The organism is Acinetobacter sp. YH12063 (assembly GCF_013419715.1).
Classification (GTDB): domain Bacteria; phylum Pseudomonadota; class Gammaproteobacteria; order Pseudomonadales; family Moraxellaceae; genus Acinetobacter; species Acinetobacter amyesii.
Map to the genome: position 1 here is coordinate 1 of NZ_VOZO01000021.1, position 19,759 is coordinate 19,759.

19 protein-coding genes and 3 pseudogenes are annotated in these 19,759 nt (G+C 39.7%); 14 read left to right on the plus strand and 8 right to left on the minus strand.

What is annotated here, in order from left to right; genetic code table 11:
- Positions 1-106, plus strand: a pseudogene (locus tag FTU12_RS15405) (IS5/IS1182 family transposase); the annotation flags it as partial.
- Between the two features lie 58 nt (positions 107-164).
- Here FTU12_RS15405 and gloA read toward each other — a convergent pair.
- Both gloA and FTU12_RS15415 read right to left on the minus strand, forming a co-directional pair.
- On the minus strand, positions 165-566 hold the full coding sequence (gloA, locus tag FTU12_RS15410; protein ID WP_180114893.1) for a lactoylglutathione lyase: 402 nt from the start codon (positions 564-566) through the stop codon (positions 165-167).
- A 197-nt stretch (positions 567-763) separates the two neighbouring features.
- Positions 764-2,908, minus strand: coding sequence for an MFS transporter (locus tag FTU12_RS15415; protein ID WP_180114894.1), 2,145 nt, complete (start codon positions 2,906-2,908; stop codon positions 764-766).
- Positions 2,909-3,113: 205 nt separating this feature from the next.
- Here FTU12_RS15415 and FTU12_RS15420 point away from each other — a divergent pair, with 205 nt between their 5' ends.
- A complete protein-coding gene (locus FTU12_RS15420; RefSeq protein WP_373684169.1) occupies positions 3,114-5,762 on the plus strand; it encodes a Lon protease family protein in 2,649 nt (882 codons plus the stop codon).
- 182 nt (positions 5,763-5,944) lie between these two features.
- Here FTU12_RS15420 and grxD read toward each other — a convergent pair whose 3' ends face one another.
- On the minus strand, positions 5,945-6,286 hold the full coding sequence (gene grxD, locus FTU12_RS15425) for a Grx4 family monothiol glutaredoxin (protein WP_067762767.1): 342 nt from the start codon (positions 6,284-6,286) through the stop codon (positions 5,945-5,947).
- A gap of 202 nt (positions 6,287-6,488) precedes the next feature.
- On the opposite strand from grxD, the gene FTU12_RS15430 reads away from it, so the two are divergent.
- Positions 6,489-7,700 carry an aspartate aminotransferase family protein gene (locus FTU12_RS15430; protein ID WP_180114898.1) on the plus strand — a complete coding sequence of 404 codons (1,212 nt, stop codon included), beginning with the start codon at positions 6,489-6,491 and terminating at the stop codon, positions 7,698-7,700.
- A 68-nt stretch (positions 7,701-7,768) separates the two neighbouring features.
- Here FTU12_RS15430 and FTU12_RS15435 read toward each other — a convergent pair whose 3' ends face one another.
- The 3 genes from FTU12_RS15435 to surE form a co-directional block, all read right to left on the minus strand.
- Positions 7,769-8,698 carry a LysR family transcriptional regulator gene (locus FTU12_RS15435; RefSeq protein WP_180114900.1) on the minus strand — a complete coding sequence of 310 codons (930 nt, stop codon included), beginning with the start codon at positions 8,696-8,698 and terminating at the stop codon, positions 7,769-7,771.
- Positions 8,699-8,790: 92 nt separating this feature from the next.
- Positions 8,791-9,621, minus strand: coding sequence for a peptidoglycan DD-metalloendopeptidase family protein (locus FTU12_RS15440; protein ID WP_180063556.1), 831 nt, complete (start codon positions 9,619-9,621; stop codon positions 8,791-8,793).
- Positions 9,622-9,735: 114 nt separating this feature from the next.
- Positions 9,736-10,509: a 5'/3'-nucleotidase SurE gene (gene surE, locus FTU12_RS15445; protein ID WP_078190173.1), complete on the minus strand. Its 774-nt coding sequence runs from the start codon at positions 10,507-10,509 to the stop codon at positions 9,736-9,738.
- Between the two features lie 116 nt (positions 10,510-10,625).
- Between surE and FTU12_RS15450 the strand changes: the two genes are divergently transcribed.
- The 10 genes from FTU12_RS15450 (at position 10,626) to purB (ending at position 18,580) form a co-directional block, all read left to right on the plus strand.
- Positions 10,626-11,000 (plus strand): MCR_0457 family protein, encoded by a 375-nt coding sequence (locus FTU12_RS15450; RefSeq protein ID WP_168377836.1) that lies wholly within the window; start codon positions 10,626-10,628, stop codon positions 10,998-11,000.
- Between the two features lie 227 nt (positions 11,001-11,227).
- On the plus strand, positions 11,228-11,614 hold the full coding sequence (locus FTU12_RS15455) for an MCR_0457 family protein (RefSeq protein WP_168377837.1): 387 nt from the start codon (positions 11,228-11,230) through the stop codon (positions 11,612-11,614).
- A 118-nt stretch (positions 11,615-11,732) separates the two neighbouring features.
- The gene (gene dacC / locus FTU12_RS15460; protein ID WP_111884220.1) at positions 11,733-12,881 is read left to right on the plus strand and encodes a D-alanyl-D-alanine carboxypeptidase PBP5/6; all 1,149 of its coding nucleotides are present in this window, start codon (positions 11,733-11,735) and stop codon (positions 12,879-12,881) included.
- A 103-nt stretch (positions 12,882-12,984) separates the two neighbouring features.
- Positions 12,985-13,515, plus strand: a complete 531-nt coding sequence (locus FTU12_RS15465) for a gamma carbonic anhydrase family protein (protein ID WP_180114901.1) — start codon at positions 12,985-12,987, stop codon at positions 13,513-13,515.
- 99 nt (positions 13,516-13,614) lie between these two features.
- The gene (locus FTU12_RS15470; RefSeq protein ID WP_180114910.1) at positions 13,615-13,884 is read left to right on the plus strand and encodes a transposase family protein; all 270 of its coding nucleotides are present in this window, start codon (positions 13,615-13,617) and stop codon (positions 13,882-13,884) included.
- A gap of 110 nt (positions 13,885-13,994) precedes the next feature.
- Entirely contained in the window at positions 13,995-14,375 is a 381-nt protein-coding gene (locus tag FTU12_RS15475; RefSeq protein WP_180114903.1) for a hypothetical protein, read from the plus strand.
- 389 nt (positions 14,376-14,764) lie between these two features.
- Positions 14,765-15,250, plus strand: coding sequence for an NUDIX hydrolase (locus FTU12_RS15480; protein ID WP_078190179.1), 486 nt, complete (start codon positions 14,765-14,767; stop codon positions 15,248-15,250).
- Positions 15,251-15,254: 4 nt separating this feature from the next.
- Complete coding sequence (gene mnmA / locus FTU12_RS15485; RefSeq protein WP_180114904.1) at positions 15,255-16,391, plus strand: tRNA 2-thiouridine(34) synthase MnmA; 1,137 nt, start codon at positions 15,255-15,257, stop codon at positions 16,389-16,391.
- Positions 16,392-16,403: 12 nt separating this feature from the next.
- Positions 16,404-17,135 (plus strand): high frequency lysogenization protein HflD, encoded by a 732-nt coding sequence (gene hflD / locus FTU12_RS15490; RefSeq protein ID WP_218945479.1) that lies wholly within the window; start codon positions 16,404-16,406, stop codon positions 17,133-17,135.
- A 56-nt stretch (positions 17,136-17,191) separates the two neighbouring features.
- Entirely contained in the window at positions 17,192-18,580 is a 1,389-nt protein-coding gene (gene purB, locus FTU12_RS15495) for an adenylosuccinate lyase (protein WP_180114906.1), read from the plus strand.
- Positions 18,581-18,756: 176 nt separating this feature from the next.
- Here the strand turns inward: purB and FTU12_RS15500 are convergent, their stop codons facing one another.
- Positions 18,757-18,996, minus strand: a complete 240-nt coding sequence (locus tag FTU12_RS15500) for a hypothetical protein (RefSeq protein WP_168379205.1) — start codon at positions 18,994-18,996, stop codon at positions 18,757-18,759.
- Positions 18,997-19,208: 212 nt separating this feature from the next.
- Between FTU12_RS15500 and FTU12_RS15505 the strand changes: the two are divergent.
- Positions 19,209-19,637: pseudogene (locus tag FTU12_RS15505) on the plus strand (DUF2238 domain-containing protein); the annotation flags it as partial.
- 15 nt (positions 19,638-19,652) lie between these two features.
- Here the strand turns inward: FTU12_RS15505 and FTU12_RS15510 are convergent.
- Positions 19,653-19,759 (minus strand): annotated as a pseudogene (locus FTU12_RS15510) (IS5/IS1182 family transposase); the annotation flags it as partial.

The following is a 19,759-nucleotide window of genomic DNA, read 5'->3' on the forward strand; positions in this document are numbered from 1 at the left end:
AACCTTCAAAATTCTTGCTGAGCGATATCGCAATCGAGGCAAAAGACTAGCATTAAGATTCAATCTAATTGCTGGAATTTATAACTTGGAGCTGAGTGAAAAATGACTTATGAAAGAAATCTAATATTCAGCATTACAGATGACTTTAAATGAATAATTGCAGATTAATTATTTCGTGCATTTGAGTCTTGTTGGATCAACTCAATTTTATAGCCATCTGGATCTTCAACAAAGGCAATGACGGTCACACCACCTTTCATTGGTCCTGCTTCACGTACCACGTTTCCGCCACGTGCTTTAATTTCTTCACAAGCCTTGTAGGCATTATCTACTGCAATAGCAATATGGCCATAAGCGTTACCCAATTCATAACTCTCCGTATCCCAGTTATGCGTTAACTCAAGTACAGTATGATTTTCTTCATCACCATAGCCCACAAATGCCAAAGTAAAACGACCTTCTTCATAATCACGCTTACGAAGCAAAGTCATACCGAGTACTTCAGTATAGAACGCCAATGAACGCTCTAAATTGCCTACACGTAACATGGTATGCAGCATGCGCATAATCGAGTTTCCTAAATCTATCATTATGTTTGAATACTATAGGGATTTAACATACAAAGTTCAATTTAAGTCTAGAATGCATATACCCGCTTATTTCAAATATCCTTGTCTAAAATCACAGATATACTTAGGCTATTTAGTAGCTTAGAATAAAAAAGCCCACTCAAACTGAATAGGCTTTTTCAAGTTAAATTGAATTATGAATTGGATTTTTGTTCATGTTCTCTCAATAGTTTGGCAACCCAAACCACTAAAATTAAAATCGGAATACCAATTAAAGTCGTCATCAAGAAAAAGTTTGGATAACCGATATTGGTCACAATCGTACCAGAGTAACCGCCTAAAATTTTAGGGGTTAAGGTCATTAATGAACTAAAGATGGCATATTGAACAGCTGTGAAAGAAACACTGGTTAAGCTCGATAAAAATGCAATAAATGCCGCACCAGCAAGACCAGAAGCCAAGTTATCAACAATAATCGCGAAATATAACCACAGCGAACTATAAGGCTTAATGACCTTACCTTTGATGTCCACATTCTGTTCAGCACTTGCTAAGTTAATCGGTTGAATATCAATACCAAGCACACCTGACATATTGGCTGATGTATTCACTTGATATGCTAAATCGACACTCTTTTTCACTACATCATTTTCTAGCAGTTGAGCCGTTAATGTTTTTTGCTTTGCTGTTTCAAGCGCTTGCCCTGGAATCGCAGCACTAAAAACACCGGTTTTATCAAGCTTTGCGTCGAATGGTTTAGCATCCAAAATAATTTGAATTTTTTGATTTTCTTTTAACTCACCAGCCAAGTATTGTCCACGCACCACGATACTATTTGCAGTCTCTTGAGCTGAAATCGTGTTATCTGAAGTCACTGGCAACAACATCATTGCTGAGTTTGCAAAAGCATTATTCAGATACGGCAAACTCACCTGTATTGGATGTTGATTCTTAGACTGATAATCCGCACTGACCTGAATATTTTGATCAGCCGCCAAGACTGCTTTTGGAATTTGAACTGCCCAAGCACCCGTATCATCCGGCGTCGCTGTATATTGCTGCCCTGCTACATTGACAGTGACATCACTCAATGGCTGACCTGATTTGACCAAACCGATAAAAATCAAGTTTGTTGAACTTGCTAAAATCGCACCGACAAACATCAGTTTCATAATGTTCATGCGCTGCGCAAGTAAACCACCAAGGAAGCCACCAACCAAGCTAAAAATCACACCATAGACTTTTACAGCTTCGGCAATCTGCTCTTTGGTGAAGTTTAAATCTTGATAAAACACATTGGAAATGACGCCGGCGATAATATCGGAAATACGGTAAAAACCAATGAGTAATAACAGCACTAAAGCCAGTTTTAGACCATAGCGCTTAAAGAAATCTGCAACTGGATTAACCCAAGTTTCAAATGCCATCTGCTTATTTACAGCACCTGATTTCACTAAAACAGAACCGACACCAAAAGCAACAACAGCTGAACCAATAAAGCGCACAGCCTCTAAACAGAACAAGGCAAATGAGTCTGTAATTTGCCACTGCTCTTTCAAGCTTTCAACCGCTACACCTGAATAAATATAACTCAAAACAAAAGCAACCACCGCAGCAAAGAATACAGCGACTAAGCGATAATAATCGGTCCGTTTATAATGCTTTTGTATACGGTCAACCTGCGGCTCACGTATCGATAAAGTTGTGATAATACCGATAACCATCACAGCAGCCATTGCAAGGTAAGTATATTTCCAAGCTTCATAAATATAGTTACCTTTGGCCGTGCCTAAATATGCAGCCAAAAATAACGCCCCTGCACCTGCCACGATCATGCCGATACGATAACCTGCATTATAGGTCGAAGCTAAAACGGTCTGCATTTCAGTTTCTGCCAACTCAATACGATACGCATCAATCACAATGTCTTGCGTTGCGGCAGAAAAACCAAGTAGTACGGCTCCAGCGGCCATTTGGTAAATATAGCTCTGCCCTAAAGCTGGGTCTGAAAAGGCCATGATACAAATTGCACAGATAATAAGAACCTGAGCGATCAATAACCATGCACGGCGACGTCCGAGTTGCTTAGTTAAAAATGGCACAGGCAACTCATCTATTAAGGGTGCCCAAACAAACTTAAACGAATAGCCAAGTGCAGCCCAACTAAAAAAAGTTACTGCACTTTTATCAATTCCTGCTTCACCTAACCAAAGCGATAAACTGGAAAAGATCAGTAAAATTGGAATACCGGCCGAAAAGCCAAGAAAAAGCATAATCAGCGCACGTCGGTCTAAAAATGCAGTAAAAGCAGATTTCCATCCTGAAGCTTGTGTTGTCATGACTCAGTTATTTTTGTCAAAATCGAATGTTGCTATTCAAGCGCTTAATGGCAACGGTTTCAACAACATTTATGAAATCATTGTTTTATTTTATCGATATTTCGCATGCTGTTGCTTGATCTTTGGCATTAAACCTGTATACCTTAATTACATATCTCTATTCTTTAGTTTTTTGGATTCAACAGTGACCCAGCGACTTGAACAAATTCACTCTTCTTTATCAACCACCATTAATGAAACCAACACAAAAAACTTAGCAGAAACAGTAACGACACTAAAGAGCGCTTTTGATCAACCCGAAATACAGAATACTTTAACTAAAACCCAGTTGCAGCCGCTTCAGCTGACGCATACACCTGAACTCAAAAAAATACCAACGTCTACCAAGCGGATCAAACCACTTAATGACTTTTTAGGACAAGATCGTGCCCGAGCTTCGGTTGAAGCTGGCATTGCATTACCCTATTCAGGCTATAACATTTTTGCTGTAGGTACCGCAGGCTTAGGTAAGCGCACCATGATTAAGCGCTTATTACAACAACACGCTAAAAATATGCCAACGCCTTCAGACTGGGTCTATGTCAATAATTTCAAGTTTCCGCGTGAACCGATTGCGCTGAAACTTCCTTCTGGTCAAGCGACAAAATTCCAAACGTTATTACATCAAAGTTGGCAAACTATATTAAAACAGCTTGAACGTCGCTTCACCGCAGAAACCTATCACAATCGCATTGAAATGATTCGCCAACATGCTGGTGATGAACAACATCTTGCTTTAGTTGAATTAACCCGAGAAGGTGAAGAGCTCGATCTTAAACTGATTTCTCAGGATGATGATCATTGTTTCGTTCCGATGCATTTGGTCGATAACAAATACCAAGAAATGTCGAAAGAAGACATCAATGCTTTAAGCAGCAAACAACGTGCTGAAATTGCGTCAAACGTCCGTTATATGGATAAAAAACTTGAACGTCTTGGTCTACATCTTGGTGATCTTGAAGATGACGCACGCGATAAAGTTCAGGTTTTAAACCGTGAAATTGCTAAACAAGTCGTCATGCCGCGTATTGATGTAATTCAAAATAAATTTAGCATGGTTGAAGGCTTAGAAGATTATCTGAAGCAATATGCAGATGACATCATTCAAAATGTTGAGTTTGTTCTTGAGCAAGAAGAAGATGACTTTACACCTGGCCAATTTAACCGCGTGCCATCTCGCTACCAAGCAAACATCATTGCCACACATAAACCTAATGCTGGTGCGCCCGTTATTTTTGAAGATTTCCCTACCCATTACAATTTGCTAGGTCATGTTGAACAACTGACTCAAAACGGCACTATCACCACTGACTTTACCTTAATCCGTCCCGGTGCATTACATAAGGCCAATGGTGGATTCCTCATCTTGGAAGCTGAACAACTTTTAGAACAGCCTTATGCATGGCAAGGTCTAAAACGTGCATTAAAATCAGGACATTTAAAGCTGTCTTCACTTGAACACATGCTCACGCTAACAGGCAGTATTTCGATTGAGCCAGAAGCCATTGATTTAAATATCAAAGTGATCCTGCTTGCTGAACCTGATATTTATTACGATATTTTAGAACTCGAACCTGAACTTGGCAGTGTCTTTAAAATTCGTGCCGATTTTACCGATACATTACAACGTAATGACATTAATGAGCAGGCATATATGCAGCTAATTGCTGACTATGTGCAAACAGACAAACTTCTGCCGTTTGACCGTACAGCACTTGCTGCACTGTTAACTGATTCAAGTCGTCAAGCTGAAGATCAAAGCTCTTTGTCATTACATGCCCTCACCTTAGGTGATTTGATTCGTGAAGCCCATCATCATGCAGCCCTTGCTGGCGATAAAATGGTGACAGAAACACATATCAATACCGCTCTTGATCATCGTAAATACCGTCTAGGCTACTTACGTGAATTATATTGGCAAGATCTCACTCGCGGTACACAGTTAATCGAAACCAAAGGTCATCGATTCGGGCAGATTAACGCCCTCTCTGTGATTCAATATGCTGATGTTGAATTTGGTTTACCGTCACGTTTAACGGCTTCGGTTTATCAAGGTGGCGGCGATATTTTAGATATCGAGCGTAGTGTAGAACTCGGTGGTTCTTTACATGCCAAAGGCGTCCTGCTGATGTCGAGTTTCTTAAAGGCACACTTTGGTCGTGAACAAATTTTACATTTTTCTGCTGCCCTTGCCTTTGAGCAAAGCTATGGCCAAGTAGATGGCGACAGCGCAACTGTTGCAGAGCTTTCAGCTCTGATTTCCGCTATTAGCCAATTACCGATCGATCAATCATGGGCAATCACTGGCTCAATGAACCAATTGGGTCAAGTTCAACCGATTGGGGGTGTAAATGCCAAGATTGAAGGCTTCTATGATGCATGTAAATTACAAGGGCTAACAGGCAAGCAAGGTGTGATTATTCCACGCCAAAATATGCAGCACTTAATGTTACGCAAAGATGTGATTGAAGCTGTGCAACAAGGTCAATTCCATATTCACGCCATAGATACCATTGACCAAGCTCTAGAAATTTTGATGGCGCGTCCAGTAGGCACTCTTGATAAAAAAGGTCGTTATAGCAAAGGCTCAATCTACGCTGCTGTCATGGAGCAACTTGAATACTGGCAAGCGATTGAAGATGGTGCTGAGTTTGAGGAAGAAGAGCCAAAGAAAAAGAAAAAAAAGAAGAAGTCAAAAAAGGACAAAGATAAAAAGGCAAAGAAGTCTGAAGCTCAAGACAGTACTGCTAAAAATGGGACTGCTGAAAATGAGCAAGGTGTTGAAGAAAGTCCGACTGAAGACAATCCGTCATAAATCTTCGATGAGTTTATTCATTTGTTGATTTTTCCACCATTCATTGCACTTTAAATGCCTTTGAAATGGTGGAAAAACGCATAACCCCAGACTTTTTAGATAATTAAGTCATAAAAAAAGCGCCTTAAAGGCGCTATTTTTTATCTGTATCCAATGATTAAAATCATCAAATACATATCCAATTAAGCTTCCGGAGCTGGGCTATATTGTTCAACTAAAGGTTGTAATTCACCTTTTTGGAACATATCAAGCATAATGTCACTACCACCGATCAATTCACCATTGATCCATAATTGTGGGAAAGTCGGCCAGTTTGCAATTTGTGGAAGGGTTGCGCGAATATCTTGATTTTCAAGAATATTTACATAAGCAAATGGACGACCAATTTGACTGAGCGCTTCTACTGCACGCGCAGAGAAACCACACTGTGGAAACTGTGGAGTGCCTTTCATGTAAAGTAGAACTGCGTGTTTAGCAATTTGGTCACGAATTAACGCTTCTGTATCGCGTGCTTGTTCAGTCATTGATATATCCTCAATAAATCTGCTTCGCATTATACCCAAAACTGAGTAAAACAATATGACTAAAGCAATATTTCACGTTTTATTTACATTTCAGCTTTTCAAGTGAGTCATATTTTGCTTATATAGACCTCTTGATGCTCATATATATATATATGGCGTCTCCTCTATATTATTTCAATCACCTGACAAATTAGAGTTAGTCATGAATAACATTACCCTTGCCCCAGTACAAACTGATCAACCATCGCACTTGATGCCAGTATTTGGCCGCCAACCGATCAGCTTTGTCCGAGGTCAAGGTGCTCACCTGTATACCGCAGATGGCACAGAATACTTAGACGCACTGACAGGGATCGCTGTTTGTGGTTTAGGTCACTCACATCCTGCAATTACAGCTGCAATTGCTGAACAGGCAGCGACCCTCATTCATACCAGTAACTTATTTGAAGTGCCTTGGCAAACGGCTGCTGCGCAAAAATTAGCTGAAGTTGCGGGTATGGAAGAAGTTTTCTTCTCAAATAGTGGTGCAGAATCAAATGAAGGTGCAATCAAAATTGCACGTAAATTTGGTCATATGCAAGGTGTTGCAACACCAAAAATTATCGTTGCTGATCATTCATTCCATGGTCGTACCATGGCAACGTTATCTGCGACAGGCAACAAAAAAGTTCAAGAAGGCTTTGGCCCATTGGTTGAAGGTTTTATTCGTGTACCTTTTGGTGATATCGAAGCAATTGAAGAAGCTGCAATTCACCACCCAGACATCGTAGCGATTTTGGTTGAGCCGATCCAAGGCGAAGGTGGCGTCAACACTGCTCCTCAAGGTTTTAGCTATTTAGAAGATATTCGTCGTATCTGTAACCAACACAACTGGTTAATGATGCTTGATGAAGTGCAAACAGGTAACGGCCGTACTGGTAAATACTTTGCATATCAACACACCAATATTATTCCTGACGTGCTAACTACAGCAAAAGGTCTAGGTAATGGCTTCCCTATCGGCGCAGTCATGACTCAAGGTCGTGGTGTTGGCGTTTTAACAGCGGGTAACCACGGTTCAACTTATAGCGGTACAGCATTAGGTTCACGTGTGGTTTATACCGTGATTGATACCATTCAAAAAGAAAACCTTGTTGAAAATGCTGCAAATATGGGTGCGTACCTTGTTGAGCAATTCACAGAGCAACTTGCCGATCAAAACGTAACTGTTCGTGGTTTTGGTTTAATGGTCGGCATTGAATTACCAAAAGCATGTGGTGAACTTGTGAATATTGCACGTGATGAGCATCACTTGATTATTAACGTAACAGCAGGTTCTGTGATTCGTTTATTACCTACGCTAAACATCAATAAAGAACAAGCGGATATCTTGATTGAACGCATTGTTAAAATGGTGAAAAACTTTCTAGCGTAATTTGTGCCGAAAGTAAAAAAAGCCGCTGATTGCGGCTTTTTTTATATCTTTTTAAACCTTTTTTGTTTTTATGAGGCTTCTTGGTATACACGTCCGCCTGGTAATTGACTGAAATACAATTTTAATGCATCTAGGCAACGATGAATTTTAGTAGGCTGTTGATCACGTTTAGACATCACCGCATATAGAGTAAATGATGGTAAACGCCATTCTGGTAAAACTTCAACAAGAGAACCGTTTAATAAGTCTTTTTGCGTATCTAGATATAATATTCTTGCAATGCCATGTCCTTGTTGACACATTGCTTTTGCAGCAAATACATTATTTGTTGTAAATCGGGAGTGCACATCCAATGCAACCTGTTCTTTAGTCACTGCATTTTCAAATGCAAAATGCTGAAAGTTTCTAACCAAATTTATTTGAACCATATCATGATTTTGTAAATCTTCTGGTCGTGTAATTAAACTGGTTTGATTGATATAGCTTGGTGCTGCAACGAGAACTTGTTCAACATGTGCCAATGGCACCACATGAAACTGTTGATCATCAATTTTTGAACTCATTCGTAGCGCAATATCAATGCGTCCATCAATTAAGTCGATATATTGATTATCTGCTTCTAGATGAACGGATAAACCGCGATGTGCCGACATCCAATGTGACAATGCAGGAATCACATGATTCGCACAAATTTCTGGTGTCGATGCAATACGTAATTCACCGACTAAGTCGTCACGAAGTTCATTGATACGAATTTTGCCGCGCTCTGCGGCAGATAGCATCTCTTGGCAACTATGAAAAAAAGCTTGTCCAGCTTCTGTCAAACTTAACTTACGTGTTGAACGATGTAAAAGAATGACTTCCATATCCTGCTCTAGTGAGCGGATTTGCTGACTCACGGCACTCGTGGTAATACCTAACTCACGAGCAGCACCGCTAAACGAATTTTTTTCCACAACGCAAGCAAAGACACCCATTGCTCGAAGTTGATCTAACATAAATTTCCCTCATAAACTTATGAGAAGCTTCATCTTTCGATAAAAGCAACTCATTGTATTATACGGGGATATTTTGCTTTTGCATTATATATTTAATTATTTGGTAAAACTGCAGTTGGATTGATTGGTTTACCATCTAAACGCACCTGAAACTCAAGCATCGTACGGTTTGTACCCGATGAACCCATCTCACCAATTTGCTGCCCTGCTTTCACAGTATCGCCACTTTTGACATTCATTTTACTGTTATGTGCATATGCAGTGATATAGCCATTAATATGCTTCACCAAAATTAAATTGCCGTACTCTTTAAGACCATCGGCGGCATAGACCACTTGACCATCAGCTGCTGCAAAAATAGGATCACCTGTATTACCTGCGTAACGTGTTCCTTTCACATTCGATGCTAAATTATAGCCTTGTAATACCGTAGGACGCGATACTGGACTCACCCAACGTAAACTTGAAGAACTGACCACTGGCGTTGGAACTGTAGTTCGCGTCACTGTCGATGGAGTGGTTGAAGCTTGAGTCACGGGCGCTGTTTGCGTTGGCATTGCAATCGTTTGGCGTTGAATTGGTGCCGCTTGAGTCATGGCTTGCGTAGACGTTGTACGACGTGAGCCGCCATTTTTAAGGCGAATGGATTGTCCAACATAGATGCGATAAGGCTGCGCAATATCGTTCATTTCTGCAATGCTGACATAGCTCAAACCATAGCGAGCGGCAATGCCACTTAAAGTATCTCCCGAACGAACTGTATAATAATCCGGAGCAGTCGCATAACGGGTCGCATTATTAATTTGTGGTTTTGACGCACAGCCAGTCATGACCAAAGTCGTAACAACCGCAGCAGATAAAACAAGGGTCTTAAATAATGCTGCAGGAGCGGTAATAACGCGATATTGTGACACCAGGGACATCATCTTCCTCACTAATAATTCAAATATAGTCATTATGAATGGGCTAAGATTAGCAAAAATCCACTCTAAAAAAGTTGCGGCATAACCATTTTCACAAAGTTATAACATTAATACTTAAGATTTAGATAACTCTGAGTGCAAGTTATTCAAAATCTCATAGTTTGTAGCATCCATTTGTATAGGCGTTACACTGACATAACCATTTGCCACTGCAAAGAAGTCTGATTCAATATGCGTTAAGCCTTTTTTAGGCTCTGCCACGGCCTCACCTGCCAAGCCAATCCAATAGACTTGACGACCGCGCGGGTCTACATGACTGGTAATCGGTTTGGACTGTAAACGTCGCCCTTGATAGGTCACTTTAGTGCCTTGAAGTTCAGCGACATCTGGAATATTGATATTAAAAATATGTCGTGCAGGTAGCGCAGGTAAACCATTGGCAATAAAGTCATGCACCCATTGTGCAGCTACGGCATAATCTTCAGGGTTGTTATAACTACGCACATTCGGCCCAGCCAAAGACACGGCTAGCGCAGGTTGTTTCATTAGACGACCTTCAAATGCGGCACCGACCGTCCCTGAATACAGCACATCATCACCCAGATTTGCGCCGCTATTGATCCCACTCACCACCAAATCAAATTCAAAATCGAACAGACCATTCATTGATAAATACACACAGTCCGCAGGTGTGCCATTTACCGCCCACATATTTGGTGCAATTTCGACAGGTCGTAATGGTCGATCTAAAGTCAGTGCACTTGAAAAACCACTGCGTTCACTTTCAGGTGCAACAATCACCACACGACCGAGAGGACGCAATGCATGTGCTAAAGCTTGGATACCGGGAGCAAAAACGCCATCATCATTGGCAATTAATATATTCACAACTAAATTTCCATTACTAAAAAATTAAAAATGACTCGCAAGAACATTTTATTGAAATATATGAATAATTATATATATTTACATTTCAACATCCAGCATAAATGTGTGTGTACAAAATGAATAAAACCGTAGCACTTCGTGGTTTATTGGGCTTTGCTCTAGCAGCTTGCATGACTCAAACTGTGGTCGCAGACAATGACTTCACTCAAGAAGAAGCCAATACCATCGTAAAAGAAGACATTGCATCTGCACAAGTCATGTTAGAAGTATGCCCTGCGATTATTGGTCAAAATGCAAAATTTGATGCCAACATTCAAGCACTCACTAAAACATATCTTGCTGATTATTCTGATAAATCAATGACTTTAGAAAAACTACAGTCTGACAGCGAATATAAATCAGTTCTTGAAGAAGCACGTCAAGCTGCTAAAGAAACTGATAAAGCTGAACAAAAATCAGTTTGTGATGACGTTTTAAATTATGAAGGTTAATTGATCATTCAGATTTGGACGCCCTCTCAATAGGTTAGTCCTAATTGCATCAAACCTGCCAAAAAAGGATGACGCTTTATAGCCTCATCCTTTTTTCTTTCACAATGTATTGATTTCTAAACAGCTTCAATACAATTTTCTACTGATCTCTACCCAAAATATGATTAAGCTTGGCTAATAAATTTTAGCTATTTGATATCTTTTAGGTTATTTAACAGGTTATTTAAATGAAAAACTCTTTTGTAAAATCTCTTTGTGCCCTTAGCCTTTCTGCTTTTGCGTTCACCACCATGTCTGCACATGCCGCAGATGAAAAAATTGAAGTGACTCCTACACCTCAAGTGACCAGTCAAGAACTTGCAGCTATTTATGTACTTTCTGAAGTTTGTCCAAAACTGGTGAATGACAAAGATCAGCCGAAGTTTGAAGCGGGTTATGCAAAATTAGCCAAAGAATATATGCCGAATGAAAAGAACCCTGTAAATGCCTTACAACAGCTCAGCAAACAAAAAAGTTTTAAAGAAGCTTTAAAAGAAGCGCAGTCTGATGCGAAGAAAGCTGGCGATAAGAAAAATGGTACGATTTGCAAAGAATTGACTGCTTACAGCAAATAATACCAATTGGTTACAATACTTTTAAAATAAGCGCTTGCACCCCATAGCAGTCCGCCTAGCTTTGTCCTAAAATGCTAGGCTCTTTGTGCTTATACCTAAGTTATTGGAACCCCCCAGAATGACCCGAAAAACCGCCCTTGCCGCATTACTACTTGCACCTAGTTTTTCATTCGCGGCAACTGTCCTTTCTGCACCACCTGAATTAAATAATAAATCTTATGTGCTGATGGACTATGAAACAGGGCAAATCCTTGCTTCTAAAAATGAAAACGAAAAATTAGCTCCGGCTTCAATGACAAAAATGATGACCAGTTACATCATTGAACAAAAGTTATTAAGCGGTGAACTAACTGAAAATGAAAAAGTACGTATGAATGAGTCGGCTTGGTGTCGCGGCAGCAGCACTGAGTCATGTATGTACGTTCCGCTCAACGGTACTGCAACTGCATTAGAAATGTTACGTGGCATTATCATTCAGTCGGGTAATGACGCTTCTAAAGCTATGGCAGAACATATTGCTGGCAATGAAGGCACCTTTGCCCACATGATGAACCAAGAAGCGAAACGTATTGGCATGGTGAATACTCAATTCATCAATGCGACAGGTATGCCAGCTGAAGGTCATTTCTCGACTGCCAAAGATATGGCGACTCTAGCGCAACATATCATTCATGACAGTTCAAAATACTATCCGATCTACTCTGAAAAAGAATTTACGTTCAATGGCATTAAGCAAGGCAACCGTAATGCCCTGCTTTATACTGACCCAAGTGTAGATGGTTTAAAAACTGGCCATACTGAAGAAGCGGGCTACTGCTTAACGACTTCAGCTAAACGTGGTCCATTACGTTTAATTTCAGTGATTTTTGGTGCACCAAGCATGAATGAGCGTGCATCTCAAACACGTGAAATTTTAGCTTGGGGTTATGCAAACTTTGAAACTGTAAAAGTTCAACCTGCTAAACAAGTGCTTGCAAAAGCAAAAGTTTGGTACGGTAAAGACAATCAAGTTCAAGTAGGTCTAGCTGAAAACTTTAACGTGACGATGCCTAAAGGCGAAGCGAACGCCATTAAAACTCAATTGGTTGTTCAACCAAAATTAACTGCTCCTTTAAAACAAGGTCAAGTGGTCGGTAAATACGTTGCAACGCTTAATGGCAAAGTCATTGCTGAAAAACCACTTGTAGCTCTACAAAATGTTGAAGAAGCTGGTTTCTTTGCAAAAATGATTGATCACATCAAACAATTCTTTAGCAACTTATTCTAAGTTTGATGAAAACTCGATATTAAGACTAAAGTGAAAGCATCTAGATTTCGGTCTAGGTGCTTTTTTATTTTATACTGCCTAAAAACCTGTAGATGACTTTCCTATGAGCCAAAACATTCGCCCTTATTTAGACACTGTTCCACGTATTGCTGACTCTTGCTATATCGATGAAATGTCAGTGGTGATTGGCGATGTTGTATTGGCTGAAAATGTCTCTGTTTGGCCATTTGCTGTGATTCGTGGTGATGTAAACCATATTCGTATTGGTAAAAACTCTAATGTGCAAGATCACTCAATGTTGCATGTGAGTCATAAAAAAGCCGATAAACCTGAGGGTTCTCCACTGATTATTGGTGAAGATGTGACAATTGGTCATCATGTGAAATTACACGGTTGTACCATTGGTAATCGTGTTTTAGTCGGTATAGGTACGATTATTTTAGATGATGTAATTGTTGAAGATGATGTGATGATTGGTGCTGGTTCACTTGTTCCACCCAATAAGGTTTTGGAAAGTGGTTATTTATATGTGGGCAGTCCAGTCAAAAAAGTCCGCCCCCTAACCGATAAAGAAAAAGCATTTTTACCGTATTCAGCGCAGAATTATGTGAAGGTGTCGGGGAGTTATAAATAAAACTCAATTTCGCATAAGAGATTTTATATAAATAGATTCGATCAGGTGTCTATCTCTATACATCATAATCTCAGCCTCCATTATAAAACTCAATAAATTCTGAGTTTATGCACGAGTCGTGGTGCCGTACATGATTTTGAACTATTCAAACGCCATTTAAATCAGATTCCTGCAGGGTGTTTTCTCCTTGTAGATAAGGGCTACCAAGTGATCTATACCGTGTATCCGAATAGTCTATTGCCATTAAAAGCAAAAAAGCACTGTAGACTAGAGCCTGAACTAAAACTTTATAACCAAGAAATCAATAAAAGAAGAATTGGAATTCAGCATGTATTCGGGACTTTGAAAACCTTCAAAATTCTTGCTTAGCGATATCGCAACCGTGGTAAAAGACTGGGATTAAGATTCAATTTAATTGCAGGAATCTATAATTGAAACTGAGTCAAAAATGACTTATGAAAGAGCTCTAATGGTGTTATATGGAATCTAATAAAGGTTATCCTCGTTTTTATATTTTTGCTTGTTTAACTCTAGTTCCTGTTGTGTATTTTGGTTATTTTGCCAAGGAGTATTTTCTTATGGAAAAAGCAAGAGAATATAAAATAAAAAATAAATTAAATGTGGGATGTTTGTTTCTGGAGAAAAGATATAAAACTAAACATGGTATTGATAAATTTGAGGTAAATATTGATGGTAATAAATATTTGCTGAGCGATGTTGTTGTTAAAGGTTTTCCATTTAAAAAAAAATATTATAATTTTCAAAAAGAAATTAGTAATGAAAAAGCATGTTATAGGGTTTCCTATGTAAAGGTTAAAATTCTATTTTTTAAACGGAGTTTTATTTATGATTTAGAATAGACAACTTAAATTGATTAAAATACAAACACAACTCAACTATATTTTATAAGGATTTAGTTAATAAAAAATTAGATAAAAGCCATACTTTCGCAAGAGGTCTAATAATTTGAATGTTAACTTACCCTAAATTAACATAATACACGTTACACGAAATGCTTTTAATTTCTTTTCTAAATCATAGCATTATGCTGGTATAAAAAGCTCAATCAGCACCGATTGAGCTTTTTTTGTGAAATTTTCATGTCCGACGCTCATTATTCAATCATTGTTCTACAAAAATTTCTTATCCAAACTCAAAAATCATCTCTCTCCAAAGAATTCCCCTCCCATCATAGCCACACACCCCAAAATTTTATACAATAGTGCATCCTTATCCATGGTGCTGCTTTATGACCGCTTGGACTGCTCACGTCACTGTCGCAACCGTCGTTGAAAAAGACGGAAAATTCCTATTTGTTGAAGAACATACAGAAGGTGTGACCCATACTGTATTTAATCAACCTGCAGGTCATGTCGAAGCTGGCGAAACCATTATTGAAGCAGCCATTCGAGAAACCATGGAAGAAACAGGTCACGATGTAGAAATCACGAACCTCCTAGGCATGTATACTTATACTCCTCCGATGTTCCCTGATCGTACTTATTTCCGTTTCTGTTTCTTAGCTAAAGACATTCAGCACCATGCCGATGCACAGTTAGACACAGGCATTGTCGGTGCAGTATGGATGACGCTTGATGAACTCATTGAGTCTGCCCGTGCGCGTAGTCCATTAGTCATCAAAGCTGTACAAGATGCTCTTTCAGGTCAAAAATTTCCTTTATCGCTCATTTACGAGCACCAAAATTCTCCCTTAATTTCAAATTTGGATGCTTAATCCTATGCAACAACGTGTCATCGTCGGTATGTCTGGTGGTGTAGATTCTTCTGTATCTGCAGCACTTTTACTTCAACAAGGTTATCAAGTTGAAGGTCTTTTCATGAAAAACTGGGAAGAAGATGACGGCACGGAATACTGTACGGCAATGGAAGATCTTGCCGATGCTCAAGCCGTTTGTGACAAAATTGGTATCAAACTGCATACCGCGAACTTTGCGATGGAATATTGGGACCGTGTCTTTGAGCATTTCTTAGAAGAATATGCCGCAGGTCGTACACCAAACCCAGATATTCTCTGCAATAAAGAAATTAAATTCCGTGCATTTCTAGACCATGCTGTGAACTTAGGTGCTGACTTTATTGCGACAGGCCACTATTGCCGCCGTGGTGAAACGCTAAAAAATTCACGTGGTGAAGAGTATGCTCCTCTACTACGTGGCCTAGACAACAACAAAGACCAAACCTATTTCCTACATGCAGTGCATGGTCGTGAAATTAACAAAACTTTGTTCCCTGTGGGTGAAATTGAAAAACCACAAGTACGCAAAATCGCTGAAGAATTAGGTCTAATCACCGCGAAGAAAAAAGATTCAACAGGAATCTGCTTTATTGGTGAACGTCGATTTAATGACTTCTTAAAGCAATATTTACCTGCTCAACCCGGAAAAATCGTCCTTGACACAGGTAAAGAGGTTGGTGAACATCACGGCTTAATGTACTATACGCTCGGCCAACGTGGTGGCATCGGTCTTGGTGGTCTAAAAGGTGCTGAAGAAGGCGCTTGGTTTGTACTGCATAAAGATATCGAAGGTAATCGCCTAGTCATTGGTCAAGGTCATGAACATCCACTCATGCAAAGCACCATTTTATGGTCTGAAGCGATTGATTGGGTGGCTGGTGAACAAGAGATTCCTGAATCAGGCTTCCGCTGCACAGCGAAAACTCGTTATCGTCAGCCTGACCAAGACTGTACAATATTTAAAGACCCTACAGCGCCAAATGGTGTGCGTGTCGAATTCGATGAGCCACAACGTGCTGTTACACCGGGTCAAAGTGTGGTGTTCTACACCGGTGAAGTTTGTTTAGGGGGTGGTGTGATTCATCATACCAATGCGCCTAAACCGGATTTTATTGAATAAGGATTGTTTCGGATGACAGAGTTACCGTTTCAACAGCCTCAGACTCTGAATACTCGCCAAAATCGTGCATTGGCGTTAGCTGCTGTTTTTCAAGCGACACAGCTGACCCACATGACTGCATTGACTGGGCAACAGAGTATCGGGGAAAGCGGTAACTTTTATTTTGAACATCTCATTAAAGCCAGTTTAAATATCCGTCCTAAGTCGAATCAGTCTAGTCAGACGCTTGATTTTTTTAGTGGCTTGGCGGATATTTCGCTGGGATTAAAAACCTTAGAAAGTAGCATTACTCAACCCTTCAATACATCTCCCAAATCTAGACTTCCTAAACTTGCCAATACTAAGCTACCCATGACGTATGCGATGGCGTTATTGCAGTTAGAAAAGAAAGTCTATAGCAATCCTAAATTTGTCGAAACCATTGAACAATCCCAACAAAAAATTCTAAGACAGCTTTCCTTTTTTGATAATAATTATTTACATCCAAGTATCATTGCCAATTTAGCGCAAACCTATATTGAAACTGCAGGCCAAATTAATCCACGTATTATGGTTCGTGGTAATGCCGAAGCATTTAAAGACACTTCTCATACCAATCGCATTCGCGCCACCTTATTTACCGGCTTACAAATGGCACATTTATGGCGTCAGCTCGGTGGTAGCTCATGGGGTATGATTTTCAGTAAGCGCAAGCTACTACAAGATATTCAAGATCTTGCCCGTTTACAGTATCAGGTGGTTTAACTGATGCAGTACGGGCTTTTTGTTTTACGTTTAATTCCAAAATTTAAGGAATCGCTATGAACGCTTTAACCGCACTTTCTCCATTAGATGGACGTTACGCAAGCAAATGTGATGCTCTACGTCCCTTCCTCTCTGAGTTTGGTTTAATCCATGCTCGTGTGACTGTTGAAGTGCGTTGGTTACAAGCGCTTGCAAACCGTCCTGAAATCACTGAAGTTCCAGCGTTCAGTGCTGAAACTAACGCTGCGCTTGATGCAATTGTTGCGAACTTCTCTGAAGACAATGCAAACCGCATTAAAGAAATTGAACGTACAACAAACCATGATGTAAAAGCAGTGGAGTACTTCTTAAAAGAGCAAATCGCACATATCGATGAGCTTAAAAATGCTGGAGAATTCATTCACTTTGCATGTACATCTGAAGACATCAACAACTTGTCTCATGCTTTAATGCTTAAAAATGGCCGTGAAGTTTTAGTTGCAGCAATGCAGCAAATCATCGATTCAATCGTTGCTTTGGCTGAAAAACATGCTGAACAACCAATGTTGTCTCGTACACACGGTCAAACTGCTAGCCCAACAACTTTGGGTAAAGAAATGGCGAACGTAGCTTACCGTTTAGCGCGTCAAATCAAGCAATTCAAACAAGTTGAACTTCTAGGTAAAATTAACGGTGCTGTAGGTAACTACAACGCTCATTACTCTGCTTACCCTGAAATTAACTGGCCTGCTCATTCTCAAGCTTTTGTAGAGTCTTTAGGTTTAACCTTCAACCCGTACACGACTCAGATTGAACCGCATGACTACATGGCGGAACTTTTTGATGCGCTACGTCGTTTCAACACAATCTTAATCGACTTTAACCGTGACGTTTGGGGATACATCTCACTTGGTTTCTTCAAACAACGTTTGAAAGAAGGCGAAGTTGGTTCTTCAACAATGCCACATAAAGTTAACCCAATTGACTTCGAAAACTCTGAAGGTAACTTGGGTATTGCGAATGCGGTATTGGCTCACCTTGGTGAAAAACTTCCTGTATCTCGTTGGCAGCGTGACTTAACTGACTCAACTGTGCTTCGTAACATGGGTGTTGGTTTTGCACAAAGCTTGATTGCATTTGAAGCTTGCTCTAAAGGTATTGGCAAACTTGAGTTGAATGCTCAACGTATTCTAGAAGACCTTGACCATGCGCAAGAAGTTCTTGCTGAACCAATTCAAACTGTAATGCGCCGTTATGCAGTTGAAAAACCTTACGAAAAACTTAAAGCCCTTACTCGTGGTCAAGCAATGACTCGCGACATGATGGTTGATTTCGTAAATGGTAATGAGCTTGAAGCTGTTCCTGCTGCTGACCGTGCGCGTCTTGCAGAAATGACACCTGCAACTTATACAGGTAATGCATCAACTCAAGCAAAACAAGTTGCTGATTTAATTGCTAAGATCTGATTTCTAAAATCTAATTTTAAATAGATCAAAAAAAACGAGGCTTCATGCCTCGTTTTTTATTTCTACCTATATACTCCTTCACCCTTTGGGATGCGAAACATGCTCCGCAAGGAGATATGGCTATCCACATCACCCTAACCTTCGCCTATAAGGAGAGAGAAAATTTAGAAGTAATTTTATTCTGCAGGGCAATATTTCGCCCAATCATCTTTCATCCGTTGTAATTCACAGCCTGTTAAAACATCTGAGTAATAAACATAATATGTGGCATCGGGATACTGAATTTCATGGCGAAACATCATGCCACGCAAAGACACAGAGAGCTCTTCTGGAAAATCATCTGTTAAATAAAGTTCTTCAAACTCATAGTTAAAATAACAATTTTGAGTCGCAATAAATGCCTCAACAACGGCCATAGTTACTTCCAAATACATAAACTTCGATATACATCTGAGTTTAATACAATCTTTTTGAAAATACTTATCCCTAGTAGCTAGCTGATGACATTTGAAAAATTAATGCACAAATTCTAGCGCCCTCGAACTAACACCTTTCATCACATTATGGCTATACTTGCCGCGAATTATAACCACTGCACACCGATAAAAATTTTGAGCTTTGCCTTTTCATGATTGATTTCAAATTAAAACTTAAGCACATCTTAGCTTTTGCGTTATTAACTCTTGCCATTGTGATCGCCAGTATCCAACCTTTAGAAATGGAAGCATATATCCTCCATCAAATCGGCACAGCGTTTATGCTGATCGTGCTGCTCGTTTTCCTCTATAAAATAGGGCTAAGTTTCACAACTGTTTGCCTGTATCTTGGCTTTTTATTGATTCATGTTATCGGTGCCCATTATTTATATTCTTATGTACCTTATTCTGAATGGACACAAGCTCTCTTCGGTTTCAACCTTGACCAAAGCATTGGATGGTCTCGGAATATGTATGATCGGCTTGTACATCTTGCCTATGGATTGCTGCTCTATCCGTTCTTTTATCGCATATTTCAAATCTGGCTACCGCAATTAAAAGCCGGAACACTCTTTTTATTAGATTTCTTTCATAAGTCATTTTTCACTCAGCTCCAAGTTATAAATTCCAGCAATTAGATTGAATCTTAATGCTAGTCTTTTGCCTCGATTGCGATATCGCTCAGCAAGAATTTTGAAGGTTT